The 25,624-nt window shown below is 69.7% G+C and carries 22 protein-coding genes; 10 read left to right on the top strand and 12 right to left on the bottom strand.

All coding sequences use genetic code 11. The features are described from left to right. Window positions 1–15: 15 nt before the first annotated feature. From J2Y58_RS01335 to J2Y58_RS01320, 4 genes are all read right to left on the bottom strand, one after another. Entirely contained in the window at window positions 16–771 is a 756-nt protein-coding gene (locus J2Y58_RS01335) for an SIMPL domain-containing protein (protein WP_310097566.1), read from the bottom strand. Window positions 772–844: 73 nt separating this feature from the next. Beyond that, on the bottom strand, window positions 845–1,261 hold the full coding sequence (locus J2Y58_RS01330; protein ID WP_310097564.1) for a Dabb family protein: 417 nt from the start codon (window positions 1,259–1,261) through the stop codon (window positions 845–847). A 127-nt stretch (window positions 1,262–1,388) separates the two neighbouring features. After that, a complete protein-coding gene (locus J2Y58_RS01325; RefSeq protein WP_310097561.1) occupies window positions 1,389–1,688 on the bottom strand; it encodes a hypothetical protein in 300 nt (99 codons plus the stop codon). Beyond that, entirely contained in the window at window positions 1,689–4,472 is a 2,784-nt protein-coding gene (locus tag J2Y58_RS01320) for a pitrilysin family protein (protein WP_310098329.1), read from the bottom strand. Window positions 4,473–4,691: 219 nt separating this feature from the next. Here J2Y58_RS01320 and J2Y58_RS01315 point away from each other — a divergent pair, with 219 nt between their 5' ends. The 7 genes from J2Y58_RS01315 (at window position 4,692) to J2Y58_RS01285 (ending at window position 14,809) form a co-directional block, all read left to right on the top strand. Continuing rightward, the gene (locus J2Y58_RS01315; RefSeq protein ID WP_310097559.1) at window positions 4,692–5,153 is read left to right on the top strand and encodes a MarR family transcriptional regulator; all 462 of its coding nucleotides are present in this window, start codon (window positions 4,692–4,694) and stop codon (window positions 5,151–5,153) included. Beyond that, window positions 5,144–6,634 carry an efflux transporter outer membrane subunit gene (locus J2Y58_RS01310; RefSeq protein WP_310097556.1) on the top strand — a complete coding sequence of 497 codons (1,491 nt, stop codon included), beginning with the start codon at window positions 5,144–5,146 and terminating at the stop codon, window positions 6,632–6,634. Before J2Y58_RS01315 ends, J2Y58_RS01310 begins: the two co-directional genes overlap by 10 nt. Further along, on the top strand, window positions 6,631–7,800 hold the full coding sequence (locus tag J2Y58_RS01305; protein ID WP_310097553.1) for an efflux RND transporter periplasmic adaptor subunit: 1,170 nt from the start codon (window positions 6,631–6,633) through the stop codon (window positions 7,798–7,800). The genes J2Y58_RS01310 and J2Y58_RS01305 overlap by 4 nt, the downstream gene beginning before the upstream one ends. A 159-nt stretch (window positions 7,801–7,959) precedes the next feature. Then, window positions 7,960–9,504 carry a DHA2 family efflux MFS transporter permease subunit gene (locus J2Y58_RS01300; RefSeq protein ID WP_310097551.1) on the top strand — a complete coding sequence of 515 codons (1,545 nt, stop codon included), beginning with the start codon at window positions 7,960–7,962 and terminating at the stop codon, window positions 9,502–9,504. 308 nt (window positions 9,505–9,812) lie between these two features. Next, window positions 9,813–11,006, top strand: coding sequence for a kynureninase (kynU, locus tag J2Y58_RS01295; protein ID WP_310097549.1), 1,194 nt, complete (start codon window positions 9,813–9,815; stop codon window positions 11,004–11,006). Then, complete coding sequence (locus tag J2Y58_RS01290) at window positions 11,003–11,821, top strand: tryptophan 2,3-dioxygenase family protein (RefSeq protein WP_310097547.1); 819 nt, start codon at window positions 11,003–11,005, stop codon at window positions 11,819–11,821. The genes kynU and J2Y58_RS01290 overlap by 4 nt, the downstream gene beginning before the upstream one ends. Window positions 11,822–12,169: 348 nt before the next feature. Then, on the top strand, window positions 12,170–14,809 hold the full coding sequence (locus tag J2Y58_RS01285) for a M1 family aminopeptidase (protein ID WP_310097544.1): 2,640 nt from the start codon (window positions 12,170–12,172) through the stop codon (window positions 14,807–14,809). A 65-nt stretch (window positions 14,810–14,874) separates the two neighbouring features. Here J2Y58_RS01285 and J2Y58_RS01280 read toward each other — a convergent pair whose 3' ends face one another. The 5 genes from J2Y58_RS01280 to J2Y58_RS01260 form a co-directional block, all read right to left on the bottom strand. Beyond that, a complete protein-coding gene (locus J2Y58_RS01280) occupies window positions 14,875–16,311 on the bottom strand; it encodes a sugar porter family MFS transporter (protein ID WP_310097542.1) in 1,437 nt (478 codons plus the stop codon). A 63-nt stretch (window positions 16,312–16,374) separates the two neighbouring features. Then, on the bottom strand, window positions 16,375–17,127 hold the full coding sequence (locus J2Y58_RS01275) for an SDR family oxidoreductase (protein ID WP_310097540.1): 753 nt from the start codon (window positions 17,125–17,127) through the stop codon (window positions 16,375–16,377). Beyond that, the gene (locus J2Y58_RS01270) at window positions 17,124–18,257 is read right to left on the bottom strand and encodes a fumarylacetoacetate hydrolase family protein (RefSeq protein WP_310097536.1); all 1,134 of its coding nucleotides are present in this window, start codon (window positions 18,255–18,257) and stop codon (window positions 17,124–17,126) included. Before J2Y58_RS01270 ends, J2Y58_RS01275 begins: the two co-directional genes overlap by 4 nt. Window positions 18,258–18,350: 93 nt before the next feature. Further along, entirely contained in the window at window positions 18,351–18,563 is a 213-nt protein-coding gene (locus J2Y58_RS01265) for a hypothetical protein (RefSeq protein WP_310097533.1), read from the bottom strand. A gap of 65 nt (window positions 18,564–18,628) precedes the next feature. After that, entirely contained in the window at window positions 18,629–20,749 is a 2,121-nt protein-coding gene (locus J2Y58_RS01260) for an EAL domain-containing protein (protein WP_310097530.1), read from the bottom strand. Window positions 20,750–20,954: 205 nt separating this feature from the next. Between J2Y58_RS01260 and J2Y58_RS01255 the strand changes: the two genes are divergently transcribed. After that, window positions 20,955–21,431: a GAF domain-containing protein gene (locus J2Y58_RS01255; RefSeq protein ID WP_310097526.1), complete on the top strand. Its 477-nt coding sequence runs from the start codon at window positions 20,955–20,957 to the stop codon at window positions 21,429–21,431. 104 nt (window positions 21,432–21,535) lie between these two features. Next, window positions 21,536–21,907: a response regulator gene (locus J2Y58_RS01250; protein ID WP_310097523.1), complete on the top strand. Its 372-nt coding sequence runs from the start codon at window positions 21,536–21,538 to the stop codon at window positions 21,905–21,907. A gap of 2 nt (window positions 21,908–21,909) precedes the next feature. Here J2Y58_RS01250 and J2Y58_RS01245 read toward each other — a convergent pair whose 3' ends face one another. Continuing rightward, entirely contained in the window at window positions 21,910–22,743 is an 834-nt protein-coding gene (locus J2Y58_RS01245) for a D-alanyl-D-alanine carboxypeptidase family protein (protein ID WP_310097520.1), read from the bottom strand. Window positions 22,744–22,824: 81 nt separating this feature from the next. Here J2Y58_RS01245 and J2Y58_RS01240 point away from each other — a divergent pair, with 81 nt between their 5' ends. Beyond that, window positions 22,825–23,379 carry a DNA-3-methyladenine glycosylase gene (locus J2Y58_RS01240; RefSeq protein WP_310097517.1) on the top strand — a complete coding sequence of 185 codons (555 nt, stop codon included), beginning with the start codon at window positions 22,825–22,827 and terminating at the stop codon, window positions 23,377–23,379. Between the two features lie 22 nt (window positions 23,380–23,401). Here the strand turns inward: J2Y58_RS01240 and J2Y58_RS01235 are convergent, their stop codons facing one another. Together J2Y58_RS01235 and J2Y58_RS01230 are read right to left on the bottom strand one after the other, a co-directional pair. Next, on the bottom strand, window positions 23,402–24,178 hold the full coding sequence (locus tag J2Y58_RS01235) for a DUF1080 domain-containing protein (protein WP_310097515.1): 777 nt from the start codon (window positions 24,176–24,178) through the stop codon (window positions 23,402–23,404). After that, window positions 24,175–25,545, bottom strand: coding sequence for a Gfo/Idh/MocA family oxidoreductase (locus J2Y58_RS01230; RefSeq protein WP_310097513.1), 1,371 nt, complete (start codon window positions 25,543–25,545; stop codon window positions 24,175–24,177). Before J2Y58_RS01230 ends, J2Y58_RS01235 begins: the two co-directional genes overlap by 4 nt. Window positions 25,546–25,624 lie beyond the last annotated feature (79 nt).

The raw sequence follows: 25,624 nt of genomic DNA, 5'->3' as shown, positions 1-25,624 counted from the left end.
CCTCCGCCTCGCCCGTTACGGCGCGATCGCATATTTGACGTACACCTGCGCGCGCGTCTCGATGGGCCGCGGCTTAGTGTCGAGTTCGACCGGCGGAGGCGCGGGGGGCGGCGGCGGCGGGGGAGGCGGCGGCACGTCGCCCACCCGCATCTGCGCCGCGCCATCATACCCCTGCTGATCGCGCACCTCGATCAGTTCGCCCAGTCTGACGCCCGCATTGCGCGCGAGCGTCGCGGCCCGCTGCGCCGCATCCTTCATCGCCGCGACCCCGGCGCGCGCCTGCGCCGCCTCGGGATCGGACAGCACGAAGCCCTGCAACCGCGCGTCGTTCGCGCCCAGCCGCGCCGCCAGCCCGGCCGCGGTCGCCGCCTTCGCCACGTTGCGCGTCCGCACGTCGGCCTGCATCGTCGCGATATAGCCGACGATCGCGCAGTCGCCGGTGCTGACGCGCGGCTGGCTGTTATAGCCCTGCCCGTCGGCGCAGGTGCCGCCGCGCGCGCCGATCACCGTGACGTTGCCGGTCGTCATCGCGCTGTCCGCGCCCAACAGCGCGGCCAATCCCCCGGCTACCGCCTTCTGCCTGGCCGCCAGCTGCCGGGTCGCGTCGTCCGGCGTCGCGCCCTCGCCGCGCAGATAGACCACCAGCGTCGCGACGTCTGGGACGGTTTCAACGGCCGCGCTGCCGGTCACCTGGATCACGCGCACCGGCGGCTCCTGCGCCACCGCCGGCGCGGCGCCGAGCACCGCCGCCATCACGATCATCTTGCGCATCCACCGCTCTCCTGCCCGTCGCCGATGCGGTAGCGTGCGGCCATGACAGCGCCGCGTCAATCCGCGTGCAGCGTCACACCCGCAGCACGTCGTAGACGACCACCTTGCGCCACAGCGGCTCGCAATCGGCGACGAACTTGCGGTGGATCGGATGGTCCTGATAGGCCTTCTGGTCGGCGACGGTGTCGAAGAACATCAGCTCCGACACCTGCCAGCTGCCGTCGACCACGTCGCGCGCCTCGGTATCGGCGGGCACGCCGATGTGCAGCGCGCGGATGACCGGGATCGCCGCCAGCGTGCGCAGCCCCGCGATCAGCCGGTCGCGATCGGCGGTCGAATCGACGTTCTTCAGCCAGAAGAAGACATGATGCACCACCTTGGCGGGCACCGTCGCCGCCGCGGCCTCGCCGGTGCCCGATGCGCCCGCCACCAATCCCGCGCCGCCGGCTGCCATCATCGCCATCATCTCCCTGCGTCCTGCGTCCACCATGCGTCTCCCTTGCGGCACAAGGGACTAGCCGCACCGCCGCGCCAGGGGCCAGCGCCAAATGGTCGTAAGGTGCGGGCAGGGTCTCCCCCACCCGCGCCTTACCTGCACCCGTCGCCGGGACGCTCGATCAGGCGGTGCGCGTGCCCGTCAGCGGGAAGCTGCCGAACGCACCCGCGCCGACACTGCCGGTCACCGTGTCGCCGTCGACGGTGGCGGTGATGTCGAGCGTCATCGGCATCGGCACGGTCATCTGCTGCTTCCAGGCCAGCGTATTGCCGTCCACCGTGCCGTTCACGTCCGACGCGCCCATCGCGCCCGACGCCTGGCCGGTGAAGGTGTCGCCCGACTGCGTGACCGTCAGCGTCAGCTTCTGGTCGCCCAGCGGCGATTTCACCGTGCAATCGTACGTACCATCCACTCCGGCCATTTACTTCACTCCTTGCTTGGCGGCATTCGCCGGAGGCGTTCCGGCCACCGCGGCAGCGGGCATGACCTCGACCGGCAGGCCGATGGTGTCAAGCTGCGGCTTCACCTTCGCCGCCTCGCCGACCACCACCCAGACGAACTTCGCCGGATCGATCGCCGCCTTCGTTGCCGCGGTCACCTGCGGCAGCGTCAGCGCGCGATACTTCTGCGTGATCGTCGCATAATAATCGTCGGGGCGCCCGTAGAGGTCGTTGGCCTGCATCGCCGCCAGCACGTTGTCCGACGTCTCGAAATCGCCCGACAGCGAGCGGGTGCCGGAGTTGATCGCCCGCGCGAACTCCTCGGGCGTCATCGGCTTGGTGGTCAGATATTGCGTCACGTCGCCCCGCAGCGCCGTCACCGAAGGGCCGGTCTGGTCGGCCTGCACCGGCGCGTAGAGCACATAGGGCGCATCCATCGCCTTGCGGCTGTAGGCGCCCCGGACGCCATACGACCAATGCTTGTCCTCGCGCAGGTCCATGTTCAGCCGCCCCAGGAAGCTGCCGCCCAGCGCGTCGTTGCCGACCTCGACCGGCAGCAGGTCGTCGACCCCCTTCAGCCCGGTCTGCACCCCCGCCGCGATCATCGACTGCGGGCTGTTCGGCCGATCGATCAGCACGATGCGCGGCGAGACCGATGCCGTCGTCGCGGGAAACGCCTTCGTGCCGGCCGCGCCCGTCGCCTTCCAGTCGCCGAACCGAGTCTCCAGCACCTGCCGGATTTCCGCCAGCGGCCGGTCCGACACGACGAAGATCTTCGCCTTGTCCGGGCGCAGCCATGCCTGCTGGAACGCGATCAGGTCGGCGCGGGTCAGCCCCTGCACCGCCGCCGCATCGCCCGAGCCCTGCGCCTTGGCATAGGGCGATCCCGGCGACACCAGCTTCGGCAGCACGCGCTGCACCAGCCCCTGCGGGCTCGTCAGTTCCTGCGCGATCTGCGCCACCTGCTGGCCCTTGACGCGGCCCAGTTCGTCCTCCGGGAACGTCGGCTGGCGCGCGATCTGCGCCCACAGGTCGGCCGCGGCGGGCAGGTTGGCGCTGGGCACGCGCAGCGACAGCGTGGTGCGATCCGCGCTGCTGCCGCTCGAAATCGACGCACCCAGCCGCTCGCCCGCCTCGGCGATCTGGATCGAGTTCAGCTTGCCCGCGCCCTCGTCCATCATGTTCAGCGTCAGCTGCTGCGTGCCCAGCTTGTCCGCCACGTCCGCCGCGACGCCGGCGTCGAAGCTCAGCACCGCCTGCGTGATCGGCACCACCGAACGGTTGGCATAAACCACTTCGATCCCGTTCGACAGCCTGGTGCGCTCGACGGTCGGGAACGACAGGTTCGCGACCTGCCCGACCTCGGGCAGCGGCCCACGATTGCCCTTCACCGGCTGCTCGGGCGCCTCGACGACCTTGGCCGGCGGCGCCGCCTTGGATTCGGCATAGGCGTCGCGATCGCCGTTGACGATGTCGACCTGATAGAACGGCCGCGACAGCCACTTGTCCGCCGCCGCCTTCACGCTCGCCGGGGTCTGCGCCGCCAGCGCCGCCAGCTGCTTCTTATAGAAGCCGGGATCGTTCGAATATAGCGCCCCCTCGGCGAGCGCGGTCGCCTTGCCGCCGAAGCCGCCGACCGCCTCCAGCCCGTCGATGCGGTTCGACACCGTGCTGGTGACGTAGCGGTTGACCTCGTCCGCGGTCGGCCCGGTGCGCAGGAACTCCGCCACCAGCTCGTCGAGCCGCTTCGACACCAGCGCCGCATCGCCGCCCGGACGGACGATCGCGGTGAGGCTGAACGTGCCGACCTGCGCGAACGATTCGTACGACGCCGACACCCGCGTCGCCAGCTTCTCGCGCTTGACCAGCGCATTGTCGAACCGCGAGCTGGCGAGGCCGCCCAGCACGCCGGCCGCGACCTGCAACGCCGCGGCATCCTTGTCGTTCAGCCCGGGCACCGCCCATTCCTTGAACACCATCGTCGCGGCGACGCGGTCCTTCATCACTTCCTTGGCGGCACCCGGCAGCGACATCGGGATCGGCGCGGGCGGTGCGACGCTCTTCGGCCCCGCCGGGATGTCGCCGAAATACTTCTCGACCAGCGGGCGCGCGGTCGCGACGTCGACGTCGCCGGCCAGCACCAGCACCGCATTGTTCGGGCCGTAATGGCTGCGGAACCAGTTCTTCACGTCCGCCAGGCTGGCCGCGTCCAGGTCTGCCATCGACCCGATCGTGGAGTGGCCGTACGGGTGTCCGGCCGGGAACAGCCCCTCGATCGCCTTGTATTCCAGCAGGCCGTACGGCTGGTTGTCGCCCTGCCGCTTCTCGTTCTGGACGACGCCGCGCTGCTCGTCGAGCACGCCCTGCGTGATCGCGCCGGTCAGATGCCCCATGCGGTCCGATTCGAGGAACAGTGCGCGGTCCAGCGCCGCGGTCGGCACCGTCTCGAAATAATTGGTGCGGTCGTAATAGGTCGTGCCGTTGAAGTCGGTCGCGCCGACCTGTTGCAGCGGCTCGAAGAAGTCGCCCGGCGCATTCTCGCTGCCGTTGAACATCAGGTGTTCGAACAGGTGCGCAAAGCCGGTCTTGCCCTTCGGCTCGTGCTTGGAACCGACGTCGTACCAGACGCTCACCGCGACGACCGGCGCCTTGCGGTCGGTGTGTACGATCACGCGCAATCCGTTCTTCAGCGTGAATTGCTGATACGGAATGTCGACCGCCTTCACCAGTTGCGCGACGGGCGCCGGCGCGGCGGCCTGCGCCATCACGGGGGTCGTCAGAAGGGGGGTCGTCAGGGCCGCCAGCGCCGAACCGGCGGCCAGGAATGCGCGATAAGCCAAAGTGGATGCTCCCCCGGGGAAAGGTGTCTGGCGAAACCATAGCGCGCGCCCCCGCCGCCGCAAGCCGTCGCGCACGCGCGTGTTCGGCAACGTTGCGAAACAAACTCGTTGACTGCCCCGGCAATGGTTGCCATGGCAACCGTAATGAGTTTCTACGATCCCGATGACTACACGCCCGAACGATCGGTCGGTTACGTGATAAAGGTCTGTAATCAGATCGGCGTCGCGGCGCTCGACCGTGCCTTCGCGGCGGAGGGGCTGAACGCGTCGCAATGGTCGGCACTGATGGGAATCCATCACCATATTGAGCCAACCTGCGCGGTGCTGGCGCGCGACATGGCGCACGACAAGGGCGCGATGACGCGGATGATGGACACGCTGGAGGCGCGCGGCTGGGTGGAACGCACTCGCAGCGCCGACGACCGCCGGGTCGTCCACCTGTCGCTGACGGTCGATGGACAGGCAGTGATGAAGCGCTGCCGCGACCTCGTCGTCGCCTATTGGAACCGTTGCCTCGCCGACTGGAGCGATGCGGAGATCGAGCAATTCCTCGCCCATTTGCAGAAACTGCGCGGCACGATGGAGGACATCGCGACATGCCCCTGACCATGTCGGCTCCCACGCCGGCCCCTTCGCCCACCGCTGGCCCGGCGACACCGCCCCCGTCGCGCTGCGGCGTCGCGCGCGCCCGCGCCGGGCTGACGGCCGCGATCGCACTGCTGTTCGCCGGATGCGCCGCCCCTGCCTCGCACACCTCGGTGGCCGCAACGACGCCCGCGACGCTCGCACTCGCCGGCCCGTCGGTCCAGCTCGCCCCCGATTGGTGGCGGGCGATCGGCGACCCGCAGCTCGACCGGCTGGTCGCCGATGCGCTCGCCGGCAATCCCTCGCTCGACATCGCCGCCGCGCGCGTCCGCCAGGCACAGGCGGCGCTGGAACGGCAGGATGCCGAACGCCGCCCCTCGGTCGACGTCGACGCGCAGGTGCAGGGTTCGCGGCTGTCGGGCAATTACACCATCCCGCCGCCCTTCGCCGGCACCGTCCGTGCGCTCGGCACGGCGCAGGCCGGGCTGTCGTGGAACCTCGACCTGTTCGGGCGCCAGAAGGCCGCGATCGAGGCGGCGGCCGCGCAGACCCGCGCCGCCGGCTATGACGTCGCCGCCGCGCGCCTGATGCTCGCCGGCGCGGTCGTGCAAAGCTATGCCGAGGTCGCGCGCGCCGAACGCCGCGCCGCGATTGCCACGCGCACGATCCAGACGCGACAGGGCTCGCTGTCGCTGGTGCAGGCGCGCGAGCGCAGCCAGCTGGCCAGCCGCATCGACGTCACCGCCGCCGGCACCCTGCTGGCGCAGGCCCGGCTCGCGCTGGTGCAGGCGCAGGCCGCCCGCGTGCTCGCCACCAATGCGCTGGCGGCACTCGCCGGCCGCGGCGCCGACTATGCCGCCGCGATCGGCCCGACGCAGCTGGCGAGCAACACCGCGCTCCCCGTCCCCGCCACGATCCCGGCCGACCTGCTCGCGCGCCGCGCCGACATCGCCGCCGCACAGGCGCGCATCGCGGCGGCCGGGGCGGAGCGGCAGGTGGCGCGCCGCGCCTTCTACCCCAACATCAACCTGTCGGCGCTCGTCGGGCTTCAGGCGATCGGCTTCGGCAATTTCGTCGACCTCGACTCCGGCACCGCCGGCGGCGGGGCGGCGATCCACCTGCCGCTGTTCGACAGCGGGCGGCGCCGTGCCGAGCTCGCCGGCGCCACCGCCGCGCTCGACGTCGCGACCGCGCAATATAACGACGCGGTCGTCACCGCCGCCAGGCAGGTCGCCGATGCCATCGCACAGGTCCGCGCCACCGACACCGCGCGCCTGCGACAACGCGAGGTGACCGCCGGCTTCGCGGAGACCAACCGGCTCAACGCGGTCCGTGTCGAAAGCGGGCTCAACAGCCGCCTCGACCTCGTCGACAACGACGTCCGGCTGCTCGACGCGCAGCTCGCCGACGCCAGCCTCTCCATCGACGCGCTCACCGCGCGCGCGCAACTCGCCACCGCTCTGGGCGGCGGCTTCGACCCCGTTCAGGACGCTGCCCGATGACCGATACCCAGACGCCTGCACCCGCTCCCGCCCCAACCCCCACCGGCAAGCCCGCCGCGCGCCGCCGCGCGCTCAGCATCCTCGCGGTCGTCGTGGTCGTCGCCGCGGTCGCATGGGCGATCTTCCACTTCTTCTTCAGCCCGCCCGAACAGGAAACCGACGACGCCTATGTCGCCGGCGACGTGGTCGCGATCACCGCACGCGATCCCGGCACCGTCACCGCGCTGCGCGCCGACAACACGCAGGCGGTCAAGGCCGGACAGCCGCTGATCGACCTCGACCCGACCACCGCCGACGTCAACGTCGCCGCCGCCGCGGCGCAGCTGGCACAGGCGGTCCGCGCCACCCGCGCGGACTTCACCCGCGTCGGGCAGAGCGACGCCGGCATCGTCCAGGCGCAGGCCGAACTCTCGCGCGCACAGGCCGACTACGCCCGCCGCCGGAGCGCCGCCGCGCAGGGCGCGGTCTCGGGCGAGGAACTGTCGCACGCCGCCGACGCGGTGAAGGTCGCCTCCGCCAATCTCCGCCTCGCGCGCGAGCAGCGGCGGCAGGCGCAGGCGACCGTGCAGGGCACCGACGTGAACACCAACCCCGCGGTGCTGGCCGCGATCGCCGCCTATCGCCGCGCCGCGATCGTGCGCGGGCACATGCACATCACCGCGCCGATCGCCGGCGTCGTCGCGCAGCGCACCGTGCAGGTCGGGCAGCAGGTCAACGCCGGCACGCCCCTGATGGCGATCGTCCCGCTCGACCGCGTCTGGGTCGACGCCAACTTCCGCGAGACGCAGCTGAAGGACGTGCGTATCGGCCAGCCGGTCGAGCTGACCAGCGACATGTACGGCGACGACGTGACGTATCATGGTCGCGTCGTCGGTCTGTCGGCGGGCAGCGGCAACGCCTTCGCGCTCCTGCCGCCGCAGAACGCCAGCGGCAACTGGATCAAGATCGTCCAGCGCCTGCCGGTCCGCATCAGCCTCGACCCGCGCGAGTTGCGCGCGCATCCGTTGCGCGTCGGGCTGTCGATGAAGACCGTGATCGACACCGCCGACACCCGCGGCGCGCTGCTCGCGCAGACCGCGGCGGTGCCCTACCAGGGCGACACGACCACCGGCACCGACCCGCAGGTCGAGGCGCAGATCCGCCGCATCGTGGCGGCGAACCGGTGAAACCGGTGCGGTTTCGCCCATTCTCACGCCGTCGTCATCCCCGCGGAGGCGGGGATCCAGAACCTCTGACCTGGCGGCTCCTGCCCCACGCTCAGCGTGTCTGGATTCCCGCCTGTGCGGGAATGACGGCAGGGGTTGGAACGACGGGAGTACGCCACCATGGCTGACGCCGCCCCCGCCGGCCCGCCGCCGCTCACCGGCGTCAAGCTCGGCATCACCGCCTTCGCGCTGGCGCTCGGCACCTTCATGATGGTGCTCGACAGCACGATCGCCAACGTGTCGCTGCCGACGATCGCGGGCAACCTCGGCGTCTCCAGCGACAATTCGACCTGGGTGGTCACCGCGTTTGCGGTCGCCAACGGCGTCGCGGTGCCGCTGACCGGCTGGCTGATGCGCCGCTTCGGCGTGGTGCGCGTGTTCTGCACCTCGGTGGCGCTGTTCACGCTGGCCTCGTTCCTGTGCGGCATCGCCTGGGATCTGCCGTCGCTGATCCTCTTCCGCGTCATGCAGGGCGCCGTCTCCGGCCCGATGATGCCCGGCAGCCAGGCGCTGCTGATCTCGATCTTCCCGTCGGACAGGCGCTCCACCGCGCTCGGCATCTGGTCGATGACGACGCTGGTCGCGCCGATCATGGGGCCGATCCTCGGCGGCTACATCTCCGACAACTACCATTGGTCGTGGATCTTCCTGATCAACGTGCCCTTCGGCATCCTGACCGCCTTCGTCTGCTGGACGCGGCTGAAGGACCGCGAGACGCCGACGATGCGGCTGCCGATCGACACCGTCGGCCTGGGGCTGCTGGTGCTGTGGGTCGGCTCGCTCCAGGTGATGCTCGACCTCGGCAAGAACGCCGACTGGTTCAACGATCCCTTGATCGTCGCGCTGACGATCACCGCGATCGTCGGCTTCGTCGCGTGGGTGATCTGGGAGTTGACCGACGCCAACCCGACCGTCGACCTCACGCTGTTCGCCAGGCGCAACTTCTGGATCGGCAACCTCGCCTTTGCGCTCGGCTATGCGGTGTTCTTCGCCAACATCCTGATCCTGCCGCTGTGGCTCCAGACGCAGATGGGCTATACCGCCACCTGGGCCGGCCTCGTCGCCGCGCCCAGCGGGGTGGTCGCGGTGATCCTCACCCCGCTCGTCGCGCGGCTGTCGGGCAAGGTCGACGCGCGCATCCTCGCCACCGTCGCCTTCGCCGGCTTCGCGATCAGCTACTGGATGCGCTCTGGCCTCACCACGCAGGCGACGTTCGTCGACCTCATGCTCCCGCTGCTGGTGCAGGGCGTGTCGATGGGCACCTTCTTCCTGGCGATGCTGACGATCCTGCTCGACCGCATCCCGCCCGAAAAGCTCCCCTCGGCGACCGGCATCTCCAATTTCGGCCGCATCGTCGCGGGCGGGTTCGCCGCCTCGCTGATCTCGACCGCGTGGGACCGGCGCGAGGCGCTGCACCAAAGCCGCCTCGCGGAGGCGATCGGCAGCGGCGTGCCGTGGCAGATGGCGTCGGCGCAGCTCGAGAAGCTGGGCATGACCACGCAGCAGGCCGCCGCCGCCGTCACCCGCCAGATGGTCGGCCAGGCCTATCTGCTCTCGTCGACCGACCTGTTCCGGCTGTCGGCCTGGCTCGCCGCGGTGCTGATCGTCCCCATCTGGCTGTGCCGCCGCCCGACCCCGCAACACGGCCCGGTCGCCGCCGATTAGGGTCTGTACTCAGTCGCAACAAGGTCGTGACGGAGCGGATTTTGGCGCCAGGCCAGGAGCAAGGAGGGGGGCGATGCAGTAGCATCGTGACCGCCGACGCGACGCCGCATGGCGCCAAAAGCCGCCCGCCGCGCAGCGGTCGCCCGTGGAAAGCCGCCCAGCATCGTCGCTTGCTTGCGGGTAGCGCAGCTACCCGACTGCGCTGCGCTCCTTGTGGGCGGCGTTCCACGGGCGATCACGATCCTTGTTGCGACTGAGTACAGACCCGAACGCTTCCGTATCGCGCGAGACGAACCTAGGGTGGCGCCATGACCGATTTCACCGCCACCCGCGCGCTGTTCCATTTGCCCCCTGGTGTCATCTACCTCGACGGCAATTCGCTCGGCCCCCTGCCGCTCGCCGCCGAGGCACGCGCGGTGCAGGTGCTGCGTGCCGAATGGGGCGACCGGCTGATCCGCGCCTGGAACGAGGCGGAGTGGACGACGCTCCCCACTCGCGTCGGCGACCGCATCGCGCGGCTGATCGGCGCGCCGCCGGGCACCGTCACCACCGGCGACACGCTGTCGATCAAGGTCTTCCAGGCGCTCGCCGCCGCGCTCGCGCTGCGACCCGACCGCCGCGTGATCCTGTCCGACAGCGGCAACTTCCCCACCGACCTCTACATCGCCGATGCGCTCGCACAGGCGCTCGGCCGCGGGATCGAGGTCAAGGTGGTCGCTCCGGAAGACGTCGCCGCCGCGATCGACGAGACGGTCGCGGTGTTGATGCTCACCCAGGTCGACTATCGCACCGGCCGCCTCCACGACATGCCCGCGCTCACCGCCCGCGCCCACGCGGCGGGCGCAGTCACCGTCTGGGACCTCGCGCATTCCGCCGGCGCGCTCCCCGTCGACGTCACCGCCGCGAAGGCCGACTTCGCGGTCGGCTGCACCTACAAATATCTCAACGGCGGCCCCGGCGCCCCCGCCTTCATCCACGTCGCGCCCGCGCACGCCGACGTCGCCGAGCCGATCCTCGCCGGCTGGTTCGGCCACGACGCCCCCTTCGCGTTCGAGCGCGGCTACCGTCCCGCCCCCGGTGTCGCGCGGATGCGCGTGGGCACGCCCCCGATCGTCGCGCTGTCGATCCTCGACGCCGCGCTCGACGTGTGGGACGGCGTCGACATGGCCGATGTCCGCGCCGCGTCGATCCGCCTGTCGGAAACCTTCATCCGCGAGGTCGAGGCGCGCTGCCCGCACGTCACCCTCGCCTCCCCCCGCGATCCGCACGCGCGCGGCAGCCAGGTCAGCGTCACCCACCCGCACGCCTACCCGGTCATGCAGGCGCTGATCGCGCGCGGCGTGATCGGCGACGTCCGCCAGCCCGACGTGCTGCGCTTCGGCTTCACCCCGCTCTACCTCGCCGAGAACGAGGTGATCCAAGCGGCCGGCATCCTCGCGGAAATCCTGACGACCGGCGAATGGGACCAGCCGCACTTTCATCAGCGCGCCAACGTCACATGAGCGAGCGCCACCACGATGCCGAACTCAACTTCGCCGGGAAGATGGGGTACGCCGACTATCTCGCGCTCGACCGCGTGCTGGACGCGCAGCACCCGCTGAGCACCGCGCACGACGAACTGCTGTTCATCATCCAGCACCAGACCAGCGAATTGTGGATGAAGCTCGCCGTCCACGAACTCGAAAGCGCGCGCGACGCGATCCTGTCGGGCGCCCTGCCGCAGGCGTTCAAGCTGCTCGCCCGCGTCTCCCGCATCCTCAAGCAGTTGAACGGCGCCTGGGACGTGCTCCGCACGATGACGCCCAGCGACTATACCACCTTTCGCGACACGCTCGGCCAGTCGTCGGGCTTCCAGTCGTGGCAATATCGCGCGATCGAATATCTCTGCGGCAACCGCACCGCCGCGACGCTCGGCCCGCACCGCCACCGCCCTCAAACGCTGGCGCGGCTGGAGGCGATCCTCGCCGCGCCCAGCATCTACGATGCGGCCCTGGTCTGCCTCCACGCCGCCGGGCTGCTCCCCGCCGACCCGACCCGCGACTGGCGCACGCCGCATCGCGCCGACGAGGCGGTCACCGCCGCCTGGGCGACGATCTACCGCGACCCGCCCGCGCACTGGCCGCTCTACGAACTCGCCGAGAAGCTGGTGGATCTGGAGGATTACTTCCGCCGCTGGCGCTTCAACCACGTCACCACCGTCGAGCGCGTGATCGGCATGAAGCGCGGCACCGGCGGCACCGCCGGCGCCTCCTACCTGCGCCGGATGTTGGAGGTCGAGCTGTTCCCCGAATTATGGGCGGTCCGCACGCATCTTTAGGGTACCCGCCTGCCCCCCAGCCCACCTCCCGTCATCCCCGCGGCGCCGGGGATCCGGCTCCTCCGACCTGACGGCTCATCGAAGACCGGCGCGTCTGGATTCCCGCCTGCGCGGGAATGACGTGGGTGGCAAGGAAACTCCTTCTCGCCATCCAGCTGGTCACACCGACCCCCCGTTCACCGCCGTCATCCCCGCGAAGGCGGGGATCCAGAACCTCTGACCCCCGCGGCTCTCACAAGGACCTGCGCGTCTGGATTCCCGCCTGCGCGGGAATGACGGGACGGAGCCACCCACCTCGCCATCCCGCACCCCGCCTGTTACCCTATCCCGAAAAAGGGACCCCACCGAATGAAGACCATCCTGCTCGCCTCCGCGGCGCTGCTCATCGCCACGCCCGCCCTTGCCCGGGCGCCCGCCGCGGCCCCCGCCGCCATCCCGCTGGGCAAGCTCTCCGACGCCGCACGCCCGACCGCCTATCGGCTCGACCTCACCGTCGACCCGACGCAAACGCGCTTCACCGGCCATACCGAGATCGACACGCAGGTCGCCCGCCCCACCCGCACGCTCTACCTCCACGGCAACGGCCTGAACGTCACCCGCGTCGCCGCCACCATCGGCACCCGCAAGATCACTGCGCGCTATACGCAGGTCGATCCCTCCGGCGTCGCCCGGCTCGATTTCGACGGCGATCTGCCCGCCGGCCGCGTGACGCTCGCCTTCGACTATGACGCGCCGTTCATGACCGGCGGCGAGGGTCTGTACCGCACCCGGGTCGGCGACCGATGGTATGCCTGGACGCAGTTCGAGCCGATCGACGCCCGGCGGATGTTCCCGTCGTTCGACGAACCCGGCTTCAAGACCCCGTTCACGCTGTCGATCACCGCGCCGACCACGCAGCGCGTCTTCGCCAACACGCCCGAGGTGGCGCATGGCACGTCGGGCGGCGGGCTGACCGTCCACACATTCGCGCCCTCGCGCCCGCTGCCGACCTATCTGGTCGCGATCGCGGTCGGCGCGTTCGATGTCGTGCCGGGCAACGCCCCCGCCAATGCGGTGCGCAAGACCGCGCTCCCCTACCGTGTGATCGCCACCAAGGGGCAGGCGCCGCGGCTGCAACTCGCCGCCAGCGAAGGCCCGAAGATCCTCGCGCTGCACGAGGACTATTTCGGCATCCCCTACCCGTTCGAGAAGCTCGACCAGATCGCCTCGCCCGAGATGAGCGGCGCGATGGAGAATGCCGGGCTGGTCACCTACGGCGACACGCTCCTGCTGCTGTCGCCCGACGCGCCGCCGTCGCAGCGCCGCGACTTCGGCATGGTCGTCGCGCACGAACTCGCTCATCAATGGTTCGGCGACCTGGTCACCCCGAAATGGTGGACGGACCTTTGGCTGAACGAAAGCTTCGCCGAATGGGCGGGCAACCGGGTGGGCGAGCTGTGGCAGCCGGGGCTCGGCACGGAGGTCGGGCAACTGGCGGAGGCGCTGGCGGCGATGGATACCGACAGCCAGTCGGTCGGCCGTCCGATCCGGCAGGAGATCACCCGCAACGATCAGATCGCCAGCGCCTTCGACGCGATCACCTATCAGAAGGGCGGGCAGGTGCTGACGATGGTCGAGCGCTACCTCGGCCCCGACCGCTTCCGCCGCGGCGTGCAATATCACCTGAACCGCTTCCGCTACGGCAATGCCGCCGCCGACGATTTTTTCGCTTCCATGGCGAAGGGGTCGGGCGACCCCGGCATCGTTCCGGTCTTCCGCAGCTTCGTCGAGCAGACCGGCGTGCCGGTGCTGTCGATCCGTCAGGACGGCGACAGCTGGCATGTGTCGCAGCGTCGCTATCGCCCGATCGGCGTCGCCCCGCTCGCGCCGCAGACGTGGAACGTGCCGGTCTGCGCGCGTCAGGGCGAGGTGCGCAGCTGCACGTTGCTGACCGGTGCGACCGGCACGCTCGCGCTCAAGGGCAGCGGGCTGGCCGTGCCTAACGCCGATGGCGCGGGCTATTGGCGCTACAGCCTCGACGATGCCGGCTGGCAGACGCTGATGGCGGGTGCGCCGTCGCTGCCCGCACGCGAGGCGATGGCCGCCGCCGACAGCTTGTGGGCCGATTTCACCGCCGGCAACGCCCGCTTCGCGCGCGTCGTGGACAGCGCGCGGCTGCTCGCCGGGCACCGCGAGCGTTCCGCCACGCTATTGCTCCCCGCCGCGATCGACGGGGTCGAGCGGTTCGACCTGTCGCCCGCCGCCGATCGCGGCTTGCGGCGTTTCGCCGCCGATGTGTCGCTCCCGCGGTTGCGCACGCTGGGTCCGCTCAGGCTGACCGCCGGGGCCTATGCCGGCGAGGAATCGGGCCAGAGCCAGCTGCGCCAGTCGCTCGTCTCCTATGCCGCCTTCGTCGCCAGGGACGCGGCACTCCGCCGCCAGCTGAGCGACGCGGCGCGCGCGTCGGTCGGCGGCGACGCGCAGGCGCTCGACCCCGGCTACCGCGCGATCGCGCTACTCGCCGGCGTGCAGGAAGTGGGCGTGCCGTTCATGGACCGGCTCCGGACGGCGCTGATCGCCAGCACCGACCCGCTGTTCCGCCAGCAGGCGGTTCGCGCGCTCGGCGGCGCGGACACGCCCGCGACGGTCGCGCGCGCGCTGGCGCTGTCGGACGACGTCGCGCTGCAACCCAGCGAGCGGCTGTCGATCATGCGGACGCTCACCAACCGCCCGGTCGGGCGTGACGCGGTGTTCGCGCGGCTCCGGCAGAATTTCGATGCGATCGCCGGGACCGTCCCGGCGTTCGGCCGTCCGCGCCTGCCGATGCTGTTCGCGGGCTATTGCAGCGCCGACAAGGCCGCGGCGGTCGAGGCGCTGTTCCGCCCGAAACTGGCGGTGCTCGGCGGCGGGGAACTGGAGCTTGGCCAATCGCTCGACGCGATCCGGCAATGCGTGGCACTGAAGGACGCCAAAGGCGCCGAGATCGAGAGCGTTCTGGGCAAGTTCTGACACCTGCGCCGTTATTTTGGGCGCCCGTGCGGTACGGGCGCCCGTTTTCGTGTCACCGGCGGGCGTCAGCCCTGCATGTCCTCCAGCTCGCGTCCGCGCGTCTCGTGCACCATCTTGCGCACGAAGAAGAACGACACCGCGGCGAAGAACGCATAGCCGCTATAGGTCACCGCCAGACCCGGCGAGACGACAAGTGCCGGAAACGACACCGAAATCACCGCGTTGGCGATCCACTGCGCGAAGCCGGCGACCGCCAGGCCGGAGCCGCGGATCTGGTTCGGGAACATCTCGCCCAGCATCACCCACATGATCGGGCCCCAGCTGGCGTTGAAGAAGATGACGTAAAGATTGGCCGCAACCAACGCAATTACCCCGTTATTTTCCGGCAGGCTCACCGCGCCGGCCGCGTCGGTGATCGCGGTCGAGAACGCCCAGGCGACCACCGCCAACGTCACCGCCATCCCCGCCGAACCGATCAGAAGCAACGGCTTGCGCCCGATCCGATCGACCGTGAAGATCGTGAACACGCACGCCGCGATCGAAAGAACGCCCGACAAGATGTTGGTTTGCAGCGCATAATCTTCGGAGAAGCCCACCGCTTCCCACAAGGTCGCGCCGTAGTAGAAGACGACGTTGATTCCGACGAGCTGCTGGAACACGGCCAGCCCGATCCCCGCCCACACGATCGGCCGGATCTTGCCGCTGGCCCGATCCTTCAGATCCGACAACCGCGGCCGATGCTGATCGCCCGCCAGACTGCGACGGATATCCGCCACCTTGCGGTCCGCCTCGGCCGTCCCGAACAGCCGCGTCAGCACCGCATGTGCCTCGGCATCGCGCTTCTGCGCCACCAGGAAGCGCGGGCTTTCGGGGATAACCAACAGCGCGATCAGGTAGATAGCCGCCGGAATCGCCTGGAGCCAGAACATCCACCGCCACGCCGGAAAGCCCAGCCAGAAGCTGGCGGTCGATCCGCCCGCGTAGCGTGCGAGCGCGAAATTGGCCACGAACGCACCGGTCAGACCGGTGATGATCATCACCTGCTGCACGCTCGACAGCCGTCCGCGAATCGCCGCCGGCGTCACCTCGGAAATGTAGACGGGCGAGATGACGCTGGCTGCACCGACGCCCAACCCCCCGATAATGCGCGCAAAGATAAAGATCGCCGACGCACTCGCCGCTCCCGCCAGCAGCGCGCTGCCGAGGAAGAGCACCGCCGACAGCATCATCACGCCGCGCCGCCCGATCCGGTCCGCCAGCCGCCCGGCGAGGAATGCGCCGATCGACGAACCGACGAGGATCGCGCCGACGTTGACGCCGATCCCCAGCTTGCCGAGGTCGAAGGCCGATTCCAGCCCCTTCTGCGTCCCGTTGATGACGCCCGAATCGTACCCGAACATGAAGCCGCCGATCGTCGCCACCGCCACGATCGCGGCGATGAAGCCCATGTTCACCTGCGCCGCGGCGCCGGGGTCGCCCGGCTCCATCACTCTCGTCGCCATCCCGTCCCGCTCCTGTCTCGTCGTTGTTTTGTCGCCTATCGTCAGGCGTTTGTCACGTCCGGCTCAGCGCCAGCCCGCATCCACGAAATACTCATGCCCGGTCACCATCCGCGCGTCGTCGGAAGCGAGGAACAGCGCCAGCGCGGCCACGTCGGCGGGCTGGATGCGTCCGTCCAGACATTGCGCCGCCACGATCTCCGCCTCGCCCTCCGGCGTATACCATTTTTCCTGCCGCGGAGTCTGGACGTTACCGGGCACGATGGTGGTGACACGGATGTTGTCACGTCCCAGGTCGCGCGCCATGCTGCGCGTCATCCCCTCGATCGCGGCCTTGGCGGTCTGGTACAGCACCAGTTCGGGCAGCCCCAGATGCCAGCTGATCGATCCGAAGTTGACGATGCTGCCACCGCCGGCAGTCCTCAGATGCGGAACCGCAGCCTGCGCGGCGAAGAACAGGTGGCGCAGGTTGACCGCCATCCGTTCGTCCCAATAGGCCGGCGTGACCTCGGCGATCGTATGCCGATCGTCGTTGGCGGCGTTGTTGATCAGCACGTCGAGACCGCCGATGTCGGCGGCAAGCGCGTCGATCGTGCCCGGCAGCGCGGCAACATCGGTCAGGTCGCAGCGGCGGAAGACCACGCGCTCGCCCAGCCGCGCGGCCAACGCCTGCCCCGCCTCCTCGACAACATCGACGAACGCGACGTGCGCACCTTGTCCGGCGAACGCCTCGACCAGCCCCGCGCCGATCCCGCTCGCGCCGCCGGTGATCAGGACGCGCTTGTTCTTCAACGATGGGTAGATCGCGCGCCCGCTCACTTGGCCGTCTCCAGCAGCCCGCGCTGCGCCAGATTGCGGAACAGGGCGCCGATCCCGTCGGTCCACGGCGCGGCGTCCTTCGACGTCACCACCCGGTTGACCAGCCGGCCGAGCCGCGCGCTCTCGATCGTCACGGTGTCGCCGATCTTGTGCGTGAAACCGCGACCGGGCTCGTCCCGGTCCTGCACCGGCGCGAACAACGTGCCCAGAAACAGCACGAAGCCGTCGGGATATTGGTGCTCGGACAGCGTCTGCCGCACCAGATCGAGCGGATCGCGGCTGATCTCGGCCATGTTGCTGACCCCATCGAGTTCGTAGCCGTCGGCGCCACGGATGTTCAGGCGCACCTCGGCGTGGCGCACGTCGTCGATCGTGAACGTGTCGTCGAACAGCCGCACGAGCGGCCCGAGCGAGCACGACGCGTTATTGTCCTTGGCCTTGCCGAGCAGCAGCGCCGAGCGCCCCTCGAAATCGCGCAGGTTGACGTCGTTGCCCAGCGTCGCGCCGACCGCCTCGCCGCGGCTGTTCACCAGCAGCGCGACCTCCGGCTCGGGGTTGTTCCAGCTCGAATCGGAGCGGATGCCGATCTCCGCGCCCGCGCCGACCGTGGCCAGCACCGGCGCCTTGGTGAACACTTCCGCGTCCGGCCCGATCGCGACCTCGAGATATTGCGACCAGAGCCCGTCCTCGATCAGCGCGCGCTTCAGCTCCGCCGCCTCGGGCGTGCCCGGCACCACCGAGCGGATCGAGCCGCCGACGCGTGCCTCCAGCCGGCCGCGGATCTCGGACGCCGCCGACCAGTCGCCGCGCGCGCGCTCCTCGATCACGCGCTCGATCGCCGATACCGCAAAGGTGACGCCGCACGCCTTGACGCATTGCAGGTCGACCGGGCTCAGCAGCGTCAGTCCTGCGTCGTCGAACATCCCCAGCGACCGACCGCCAGCGCCAGAAAGGTCGCCGCGCTCGACCAGCATCGACACGGTCGGCGCGACCGACGACATGTCGAACACCTCACCGGCAATGACCAGCAGCGGGATCGGACCCGTGCCGGTCGCGGCGCGTCCCACGAATCGTCCTGCCCGCCAGTCGTGCGGCAAGCCCGACGCGAATGCATCGGCTGCTTCAGCCATCATCCCCTCCACACCATCTAAACCTGATAGCGCTACCAACACTGCGGAACGGCGCATGTCAAGCCGGCGTGGCGATCGTTGGCGATCCTTCGATCAGCGGCCGCGACGCGCGAGCCACGGCGGCAACGTGCGTGGCGCCAGCGCACTTTTCACCGCGCTGCGCCGTCCCAGCCACGGCAGTACGGGCGCCGCCTCCTGCGCCTCATCATGCTCACGCAGTTTCTCGACCATTTCACGCTGCAATTTCTCGAGCTCGGCCAATTGTTGCGCCAGCACATCACGAGTCACGGTACCGCTGTCGTTCATCTTCCAACCCCCCGGTTCGAGATGACGCAGCCTACACCGGTTCGTTTCGAGCGACAATTCGGGGATCAGCGGCGCGCGACCCATTCCGGCGATGCCGGGCGTGCACACGCCAGCGCCGCGGGATCGGCGCAATGCAGCGCCTCGCGGCTCGGGCGCCCGACCAGAAAGCCCTGCACCTGCGGCACCGCCCACTCGCGCAGCTGAAGCAACTGCGCTTCCTCCTCCACCCCTTCGGCGACGATCGGGATTCCCAGGCTGGCGCCCAGCGCCGCGATGCTGCGCACGATCGACCCCGAGGGCGCATGGTTGAGCATCGTCGTCACGAAGCTGCGATCGATCTTCAGCTTGTCGAAGCGAAAGTCGCGCAGATTTCCCAGCGACGAATAACCGGTGCCGAAATCGTCCATCACGATCCGGGCGCCGTGGTGCTGCAACGTCCGCAGCACGGTCAGCACCGGCTGGCGACGGTTGTCGAGCAGCGTCGCGCTCTCTGTGACCTCGAATTCGAGCCGCGTCGGCGCGACCTTGTGCCGCCGCGCCAGCGCCAGAAGTTCGTGCCCGAGCGCCGGCTGGCGGAACTGGATCGCCGACAGGTTCAGCGCCAGCGTCATGTCGTCGGGCCATCGGCTCGCCGCCGCCATCGCATGATCCGCCATCCACAAGCCGATCGCGTCGATCCGCCCGCTCGCCTCGGCCAGCGGGATGAAGCGGTCCGGCGGTATCTCGCCCAGCTCAGGATGCGCCCAGCGCAGCAGCACCTCCTGCCCGATCACCTCCAGCGTGTCGGCATCGGCGATCGGCTGGAAGACGAGATACAGCTCGCCGCGCTCCGCCGCCCCCTCCAGGTCGCGCGACAGCCGCCAGCGCAGCCGGACCTCCTCCTTGAAATGGTCGTCGAAGAAGCGGGCGGTATGCCGTCCCTCGGCCTTGGCGCGGTACATCGCCATGTCGGCCAGGTTGTAGAGTTCCTCGCCCGCCTGCTCGACGCCCGACATTGCGACGCCGATGCTCATCTGCACCGGTACGGTATCGCCCGCCGTCGCCTCGCAGGCGCGCAGGATCCGCCGGACCAGCGCCTCGGCGGCATCCGGCTGCTCGCCGCCGACCTGGATGATCGCGAATTCGTCCCCGCCCAGCCGCGCCACGAGGTCGCTGGCACGAACGCTCGCGCTCAGCAGTTGCGCGGCCGCGCGCAATGCCTCGTCGCCGCCGGCGTGTCCGAACCGGTCGTTGATCGACTTGAAGTCGTCTAGGTCGATCGCGAACACCGCCACCCGCTCGCCGGTACGCCGCACGCGGGCCAGCTCCTGCGTCAGTCGCTCTTCGAACAGCAACCGGTTGGGCAGGCCGGTCAGCATGTCGTGATGTGCCAGGAACTCCGCCCGCCGCTCGGCCCGCTGCCGCTCCTCGACGGCGCTGCGATATTCGCCGATCCCCCGCGCCAGATCGCCCAGCTCGTCGCGTCGCGATGCGCCGGGCACGCGCGCCCACGCATCCTCGCCACGGCTCAACTGCCGTACCCGCTCCGCGATTGCGGCGATGGGCCGGATCACCCGTCGCCGCAACCACACCATGCACGCCAGCAATAACGCCAGCACGACGCCCGCGCCGATCAGCACGCGGGCCAGGTTGGTGGCCAGCGTGCGCGAACTGCCGCGCACCTCGACGTCGATCCGGTCGACCAACGCCCCGCGCAAGCTGGAGCGCGACGATTCCAAGGTCCGCAACGCCGACAGGAACGCCGGCATGTGCGCCGGGATCGCCGCGGGCTGCTCGTGCGCATCGCGCAGCAGCTGCAGGCTCAGCTCGGCGAAACGTGCCTCCGCCCTCGTGCGTGCGTCCGCAAACGCACGAAGATCGGCGGAAACCGGCAAGCCGGGCGACAGATGTGCATTGCCGCGATGGAAGCCAGCCAATGCGCTCCCGACGTGGCGCCACTGCGCGGGCTTCACCGGACGCCCCTGCTCGGCAAGGCGCGTCACCTCACCCACCCCCAGCCGCAGCCGGCGTTGCAGCTGATCCTGGCGGTTCTCCATCTGCAACAAGGTGGTCAGCTGCCCGACCACCACATTCTCGGACTGGATCGCCCGCGCCAGCACCAGCCCGCCTGCGAGTAGCATCACGCCCAGCGCCAGCACGGCACCGAACGCGGCAGCGACTCGAGTCGAAATGGATGTCGGCAGCACACAACCTCCGCGGAGCAACCTATTGTAAGGTGCAGAATCTTACCGATCCATGAGCAAGCACGGGCCTTACGCGCCGATTGCCGGACGGCGGCATGGTCGGGCGCGCGGTCGCCATCAGGCGGCGCCCGCACTTGACTCGCGCGAGATCGGATTCAAAAATGCTGTATTAACAAGTGGCTGCACCAAAATTTTGAGCGAAGGTTCGATGATGGTCGCCGACGAGCCCGATCGCCAGCGTGCGGTGGACCGGCTCGATCTGCGGTCGAAGCGTGGAGCGGACGGCCTACAGGAGGTGGTCGAACGCGCCGCCCGGCTGGCGAGCACGCCGATCGGTGCGATCTCGGTCATCGATCGCACGCGGCAGTGGACGATCGCACAGCACGGCCCGATGTCGGAGGATATCCCGCGCGCGCTGTCGTTCTGCGCCCACGCGATCCATCGCCCGGGCGAAGCGATGATCGTGCCCGATGCGGCGCGCGACGCGCGCTTCGTGGACAACCCGCTGGTCGCCAAGGCGCCGCCGATCCGCTTCTACATCGGCATCCCGCTGGTCGACCGCGCCGGCTATCCGCTCGGTGCGCTGTGCGTGATCGACCACAAGCCGCGCGACCAGATGCCGGACCTCTACGAACTCGCCGCGCTGGCGCGCGAGGCGGAGCGGATCGTCACGCGGCGCCACTGATAATTCCGTCGGAAAGACAACGCACTTCGGAACGCGGTTGCCGTTTGCGACTTGCAGTGACGCGGCGCAGCGCGCACGCCAGATCGTCGGCGACGGGAGGAACGGTGAACGACCGGAAGTGCATCATGCTGGTGGAGGATACCGCCAGCCATCGCAAGCTCTACGCCTCCTGGCTGCGGATCGGCGGGTATGATCCGCACGTACTGACCGACGAACGCACCGCGCAGGCGGTCGCCGAGGAACTGAATCCCGCCGCGATCATCGTCGACATCCGCCTGCCGAACGTCAGTGGGCTGGACGTGATCGAGGGGTTGAAGACGGCGACCAGCACACGCGCGATCCCGGTCATGGCGCTGACCGTGCTCGACAGCCCGACCGATCGCAGCGCCTGCCTGGCCGCAGGCGCCGACGTGTTCGTGACCAAGCCCGATCACATCGCGACCTTCCTCGATCGGATCGCCGCGCTGCTTGACTGACGTCAGCGCCGGGGGCGGCGCAGCCGCGGCTCGCTGAACCCCACTTCCATCAGGTTCGCGACCAGCAGGTCGCGCTCCGACGCCGAGGGCGCCCCCATCACCACCACGATCACGCGGCGCGCGCCGCGCTTCGCCGAGGCCGCCAGATTGAACCCGGCCTCCACGGTATAACCGGTCTTGAGCCCGTCGAGCCCCGCGACCTTGCCCAGCAGCTTGTTGTGATTGGGCCGCGACCGCCCCTCCCAGCTGATCGAGCGCGTCGAGAACAGCCGATAGTGTCTCGGCTCGGCGCGGATCAGGTGCCGTGCCAGGATCGCCATGTCGCGCGCCGTCGTCCGTCCCGCGCTCGGCGCCAGACCGGTGGCGTTGCCGAAGCGCGTGTCCGTCATCCCGATCGCGCGCGCGCGCGCGTTCATGCGCGCGACGAACGCGCGCTCGCTGCCCGCCAGCCGGTCGCCGATCGCCACCGCGATGTCATTCGCCGAAATCACCGCCACCGCGCGCAACGCCGCATCGACCCGGATCGAGCGCCCACGCCGCAGCCCCAGCCGCGACGGTTGCTGCCGCTCGCCCGCTGCGGTCATGCGCAGCATCGTCCCCGGCTTCAATTCGCCCGCGTCGAGCGCCTCGAACGCGAGCAGCAGCGTCATCATCTTGGCCAGCGATGCCGGCGGGCGCGCCCGATCGGCGTTCTCGCTCTCCAGCACCTCGCCGGTCCCGGCATCCATCACGATGTCCGACACCGGCGCACGCGGCGCGGCATCAACGGATGAGGGGGCGGACACGGCGGCGAGCAGCGGCAGCCCCCATGCGACGACACGCGACACGATCGACATAGCCGGCAGGCGTAACCGCTGCGTCGCGCGGCGACAACGCCGCGCGGTTCACATCGCGCGACGGGTCGCCATATCGCAGCGATGAACCGCTCGTTCTTCGCCCGCGACGTGGTCGCGGTGGCGCGCGCACTGATCGGCATGACGCTGACCGTCGACGACGTCGGCGGCACGATCGTCGAGACCGAGGCGTATGACGCTGCCGATCCCGCCTCGCACAGCTTCGCCGGCCCCACTGCCCGCAACGCCGCGATGTTCGGTCCGGCGGGCGTCGCCTACGTCTATCGCATCTACGGCCTGCACCATTGCCTGAACGTCACCTGCGGCGACGGCGCGGCGGTGCTGATCCGCGCGCTGGCGCCGACCATCGGCGTCGCCGCGATGCGCACGCGGCGCGCGACGACAAAACCCGACGCGTTGCTCTGCGCCGGGCCGGGCCGGCTGGCCAGGGCGCTCGGCATCGACCTGTCGCTGAACGCCGCGCCGCTCGACACCGCGCCGTTCGCGTGGGCCGAGCGTGACGGCGAACCGCCGATCGCCGCCACGCCGCGCATCGGCATCACCCGCGCCGCGGAGGTGCCGTGGCGCTTCATCCTGCCCGGCTCGCCATCGCTGAGCCGCGCCGGACCGAAGGGGTGATGCTCCGGTCCGGCCTGGCTATTCAGTCCTTCAGCTCGCGAATCCAGATATTGCGGAAGCTGATCGGCTGGCTCGGATCGCCGTGGTCCTGCAATTTGATCGGCGCGCGGCCGTGTGCGGTATATTCCGCCTGCCCGATGTAGCGCGTCTGTCCGCGCACCTGCGTATGGTTCTGCACCAGCACGCCGTTGACATAGGCGGTGACGAACGCAGGCCGCGTCACCTTGCCGTCGCCGCCGAACTGCGGCGCGCTCCACGTCACGTCGACCGTCTGCCACTCGCCGGGCTTGCGCGCCGGATTGGCGAGCGGCGGCGTCTGCTTGTACACCGCGCCCAGCTGCCCGTTGACGTAGGTGGCGTTGTTGTAGCTGTCCATGATCTGCAACTCGTACCCCTCGTCCCCCTTGCCGGTGGACGCCAGGAACAGCCCGCTGTTGCCGCGCGCCTGTCCCTCCCCGGTGATCCCGACCGGGATGCGATATTCCAGGTGGAGCTGATAGCTGCCGAACGCCTGCTTGGTCTGGATGTTGCCGGTGCCCTTCTTCACCGTCACCGCCCCGTTCGCGACCGTCCAGCCCGCCGCGCCGCCGGTGTTCACCGCCGTCCATTTGTCGAGGTTGGCGCCGTCGAACAGCACCACCGCGTCGGCCGGCGCCGCCCAGCCCGCGAACGCGCCCGGCGTCACCACCGGCACCGCCGGCGACCATTGCTCGGTCGCCTTCGGGTCACCCTGTGGCGCCTGCGCCAACCCGGCCGAGGATGCCAACGCCAGCCCGGCGCCCAGCACGATACCCTTCATAGCTCCCATCCCTTTCGATACTCCCGATCCAGATGACGGTTCGCATCCGCCACGTTGGTAACGCGTCCCGCCGCCCCGTCATAGTCGATCGGGGCGCCCGCCTTCAGCGCGACGACGCCCAGCAGCATCGTCTCGGTCAGCGGTACCGCGGTCGCGAACGGGCTGGAAATCGCCTCCTCGCCGCGGATCGCGCGGATCCAGTTCATCTCGTGGCCGCCCATGCCGCCGCGGATGCGCGGCAGCGTCTGCGCCACCGCCTGCGCGCGCTCGGCGACGCCGTCACCGATCAGCGTCGGATTCTCGCCATAGGTTTCGTGCATCAACATGCCCTGCTCGCCGATGTAGAGCACGCCCCCGCCCGGATCCATCCGCGCGCCCGCCGGCATCCCCGGCGGCGTCGGCGGCATCAACCCACCGTCGTACCACGTCATGCGGATCGGCCCGCCCTTGGCATTGCCGAAGTCGAAATAGGTGACGGTCGCCAGCGGATAGCTGCCGTCCGCCGGATTCTTGGGATTGCCCCACACGCTGTGCCGCGTCTCGACCCGCGTCGGCAGCCCTAACTCCAGCGCCCACACCGGGAAGTCGACCAGATGCGCGCCCATGTCGCCCAGCGCCCCGGTCCCGAACGGTGCCCAGCCGCGCCAGTTGAAATGCGCGTACATCGGGTTGTAGCCCCAGTCGACCGGCGCCGGCCCGCGCCATGCGTCCCAGTCGAGCGAAGCGGGCGCCGCCACCGGCTCCGGCCGTGCGACGCCCTGCGGCCAGATCGGGCGGTTGGTCCACACCTGCACCTCGCGCACGCGCCCGATCGCGCCGCCGCGCAGGATCTCGACCACGCGGCGGCCATCGTCACCCGAATGGCCCTGGTTGCCCATCTGCGTCACCAGCTTCGGGTTGGCGCGCGCCAGTTCGGCCAGCACCCGCCCCTCGCGCACGGTATAGGTCAGCGGCTTCTGCACGTAGACGTGCAAGCCTCGCTCCATCGCCCATTTCGCCGCCACAGCATGATGATGGTCGGGTGCCGCGATCAGGACCGCGTCGACGTCCTTGCGCGCGTCGAACATCCGTCGATAGTCGGCGTATTTGTCAGCCTTGTCATAGGCGGCCTTCAGCGCGGCACGCTTCGGATCGGCGACGGACTTCGCGACATGCGCCATGTCGACGTCGCACATTGCGACGATGTTCTGCGAGGTCAGCTTGTCCATATTGGACGCGCCCATGCCGCCCGCGCCGATCACTGCCACGTTCACGCGGTCGCTGGCAGAGCGGCGGCGCGTCCGCGGCGCAGCGCCGGCCGGCGAAGCGCCCAACCCGGCCGCCAGCGCCGCGGCGCCGCCCATCCATGTCCGGCGGTCGATCGTCATCCGTGCCTCTCCCGTTATGCTCTAGGGCACAGGATGATCGGATCGGCCAGCGAACTCAAGCAATTACGCTATCGTCTTT

The organism is Sphingomonas sp. BE138, from assembly GCF_031456125.1.
Taxonomy (GTDB): domain Bacteria; phylum Pseudomonadota; class Alphaproteobacteria; order Sphingomonadales; family Sphingomonadaceae; genus Sphingomonas.
This window is presented reverse-complemented; position numbering and strand designations above follow the sequence as displayed.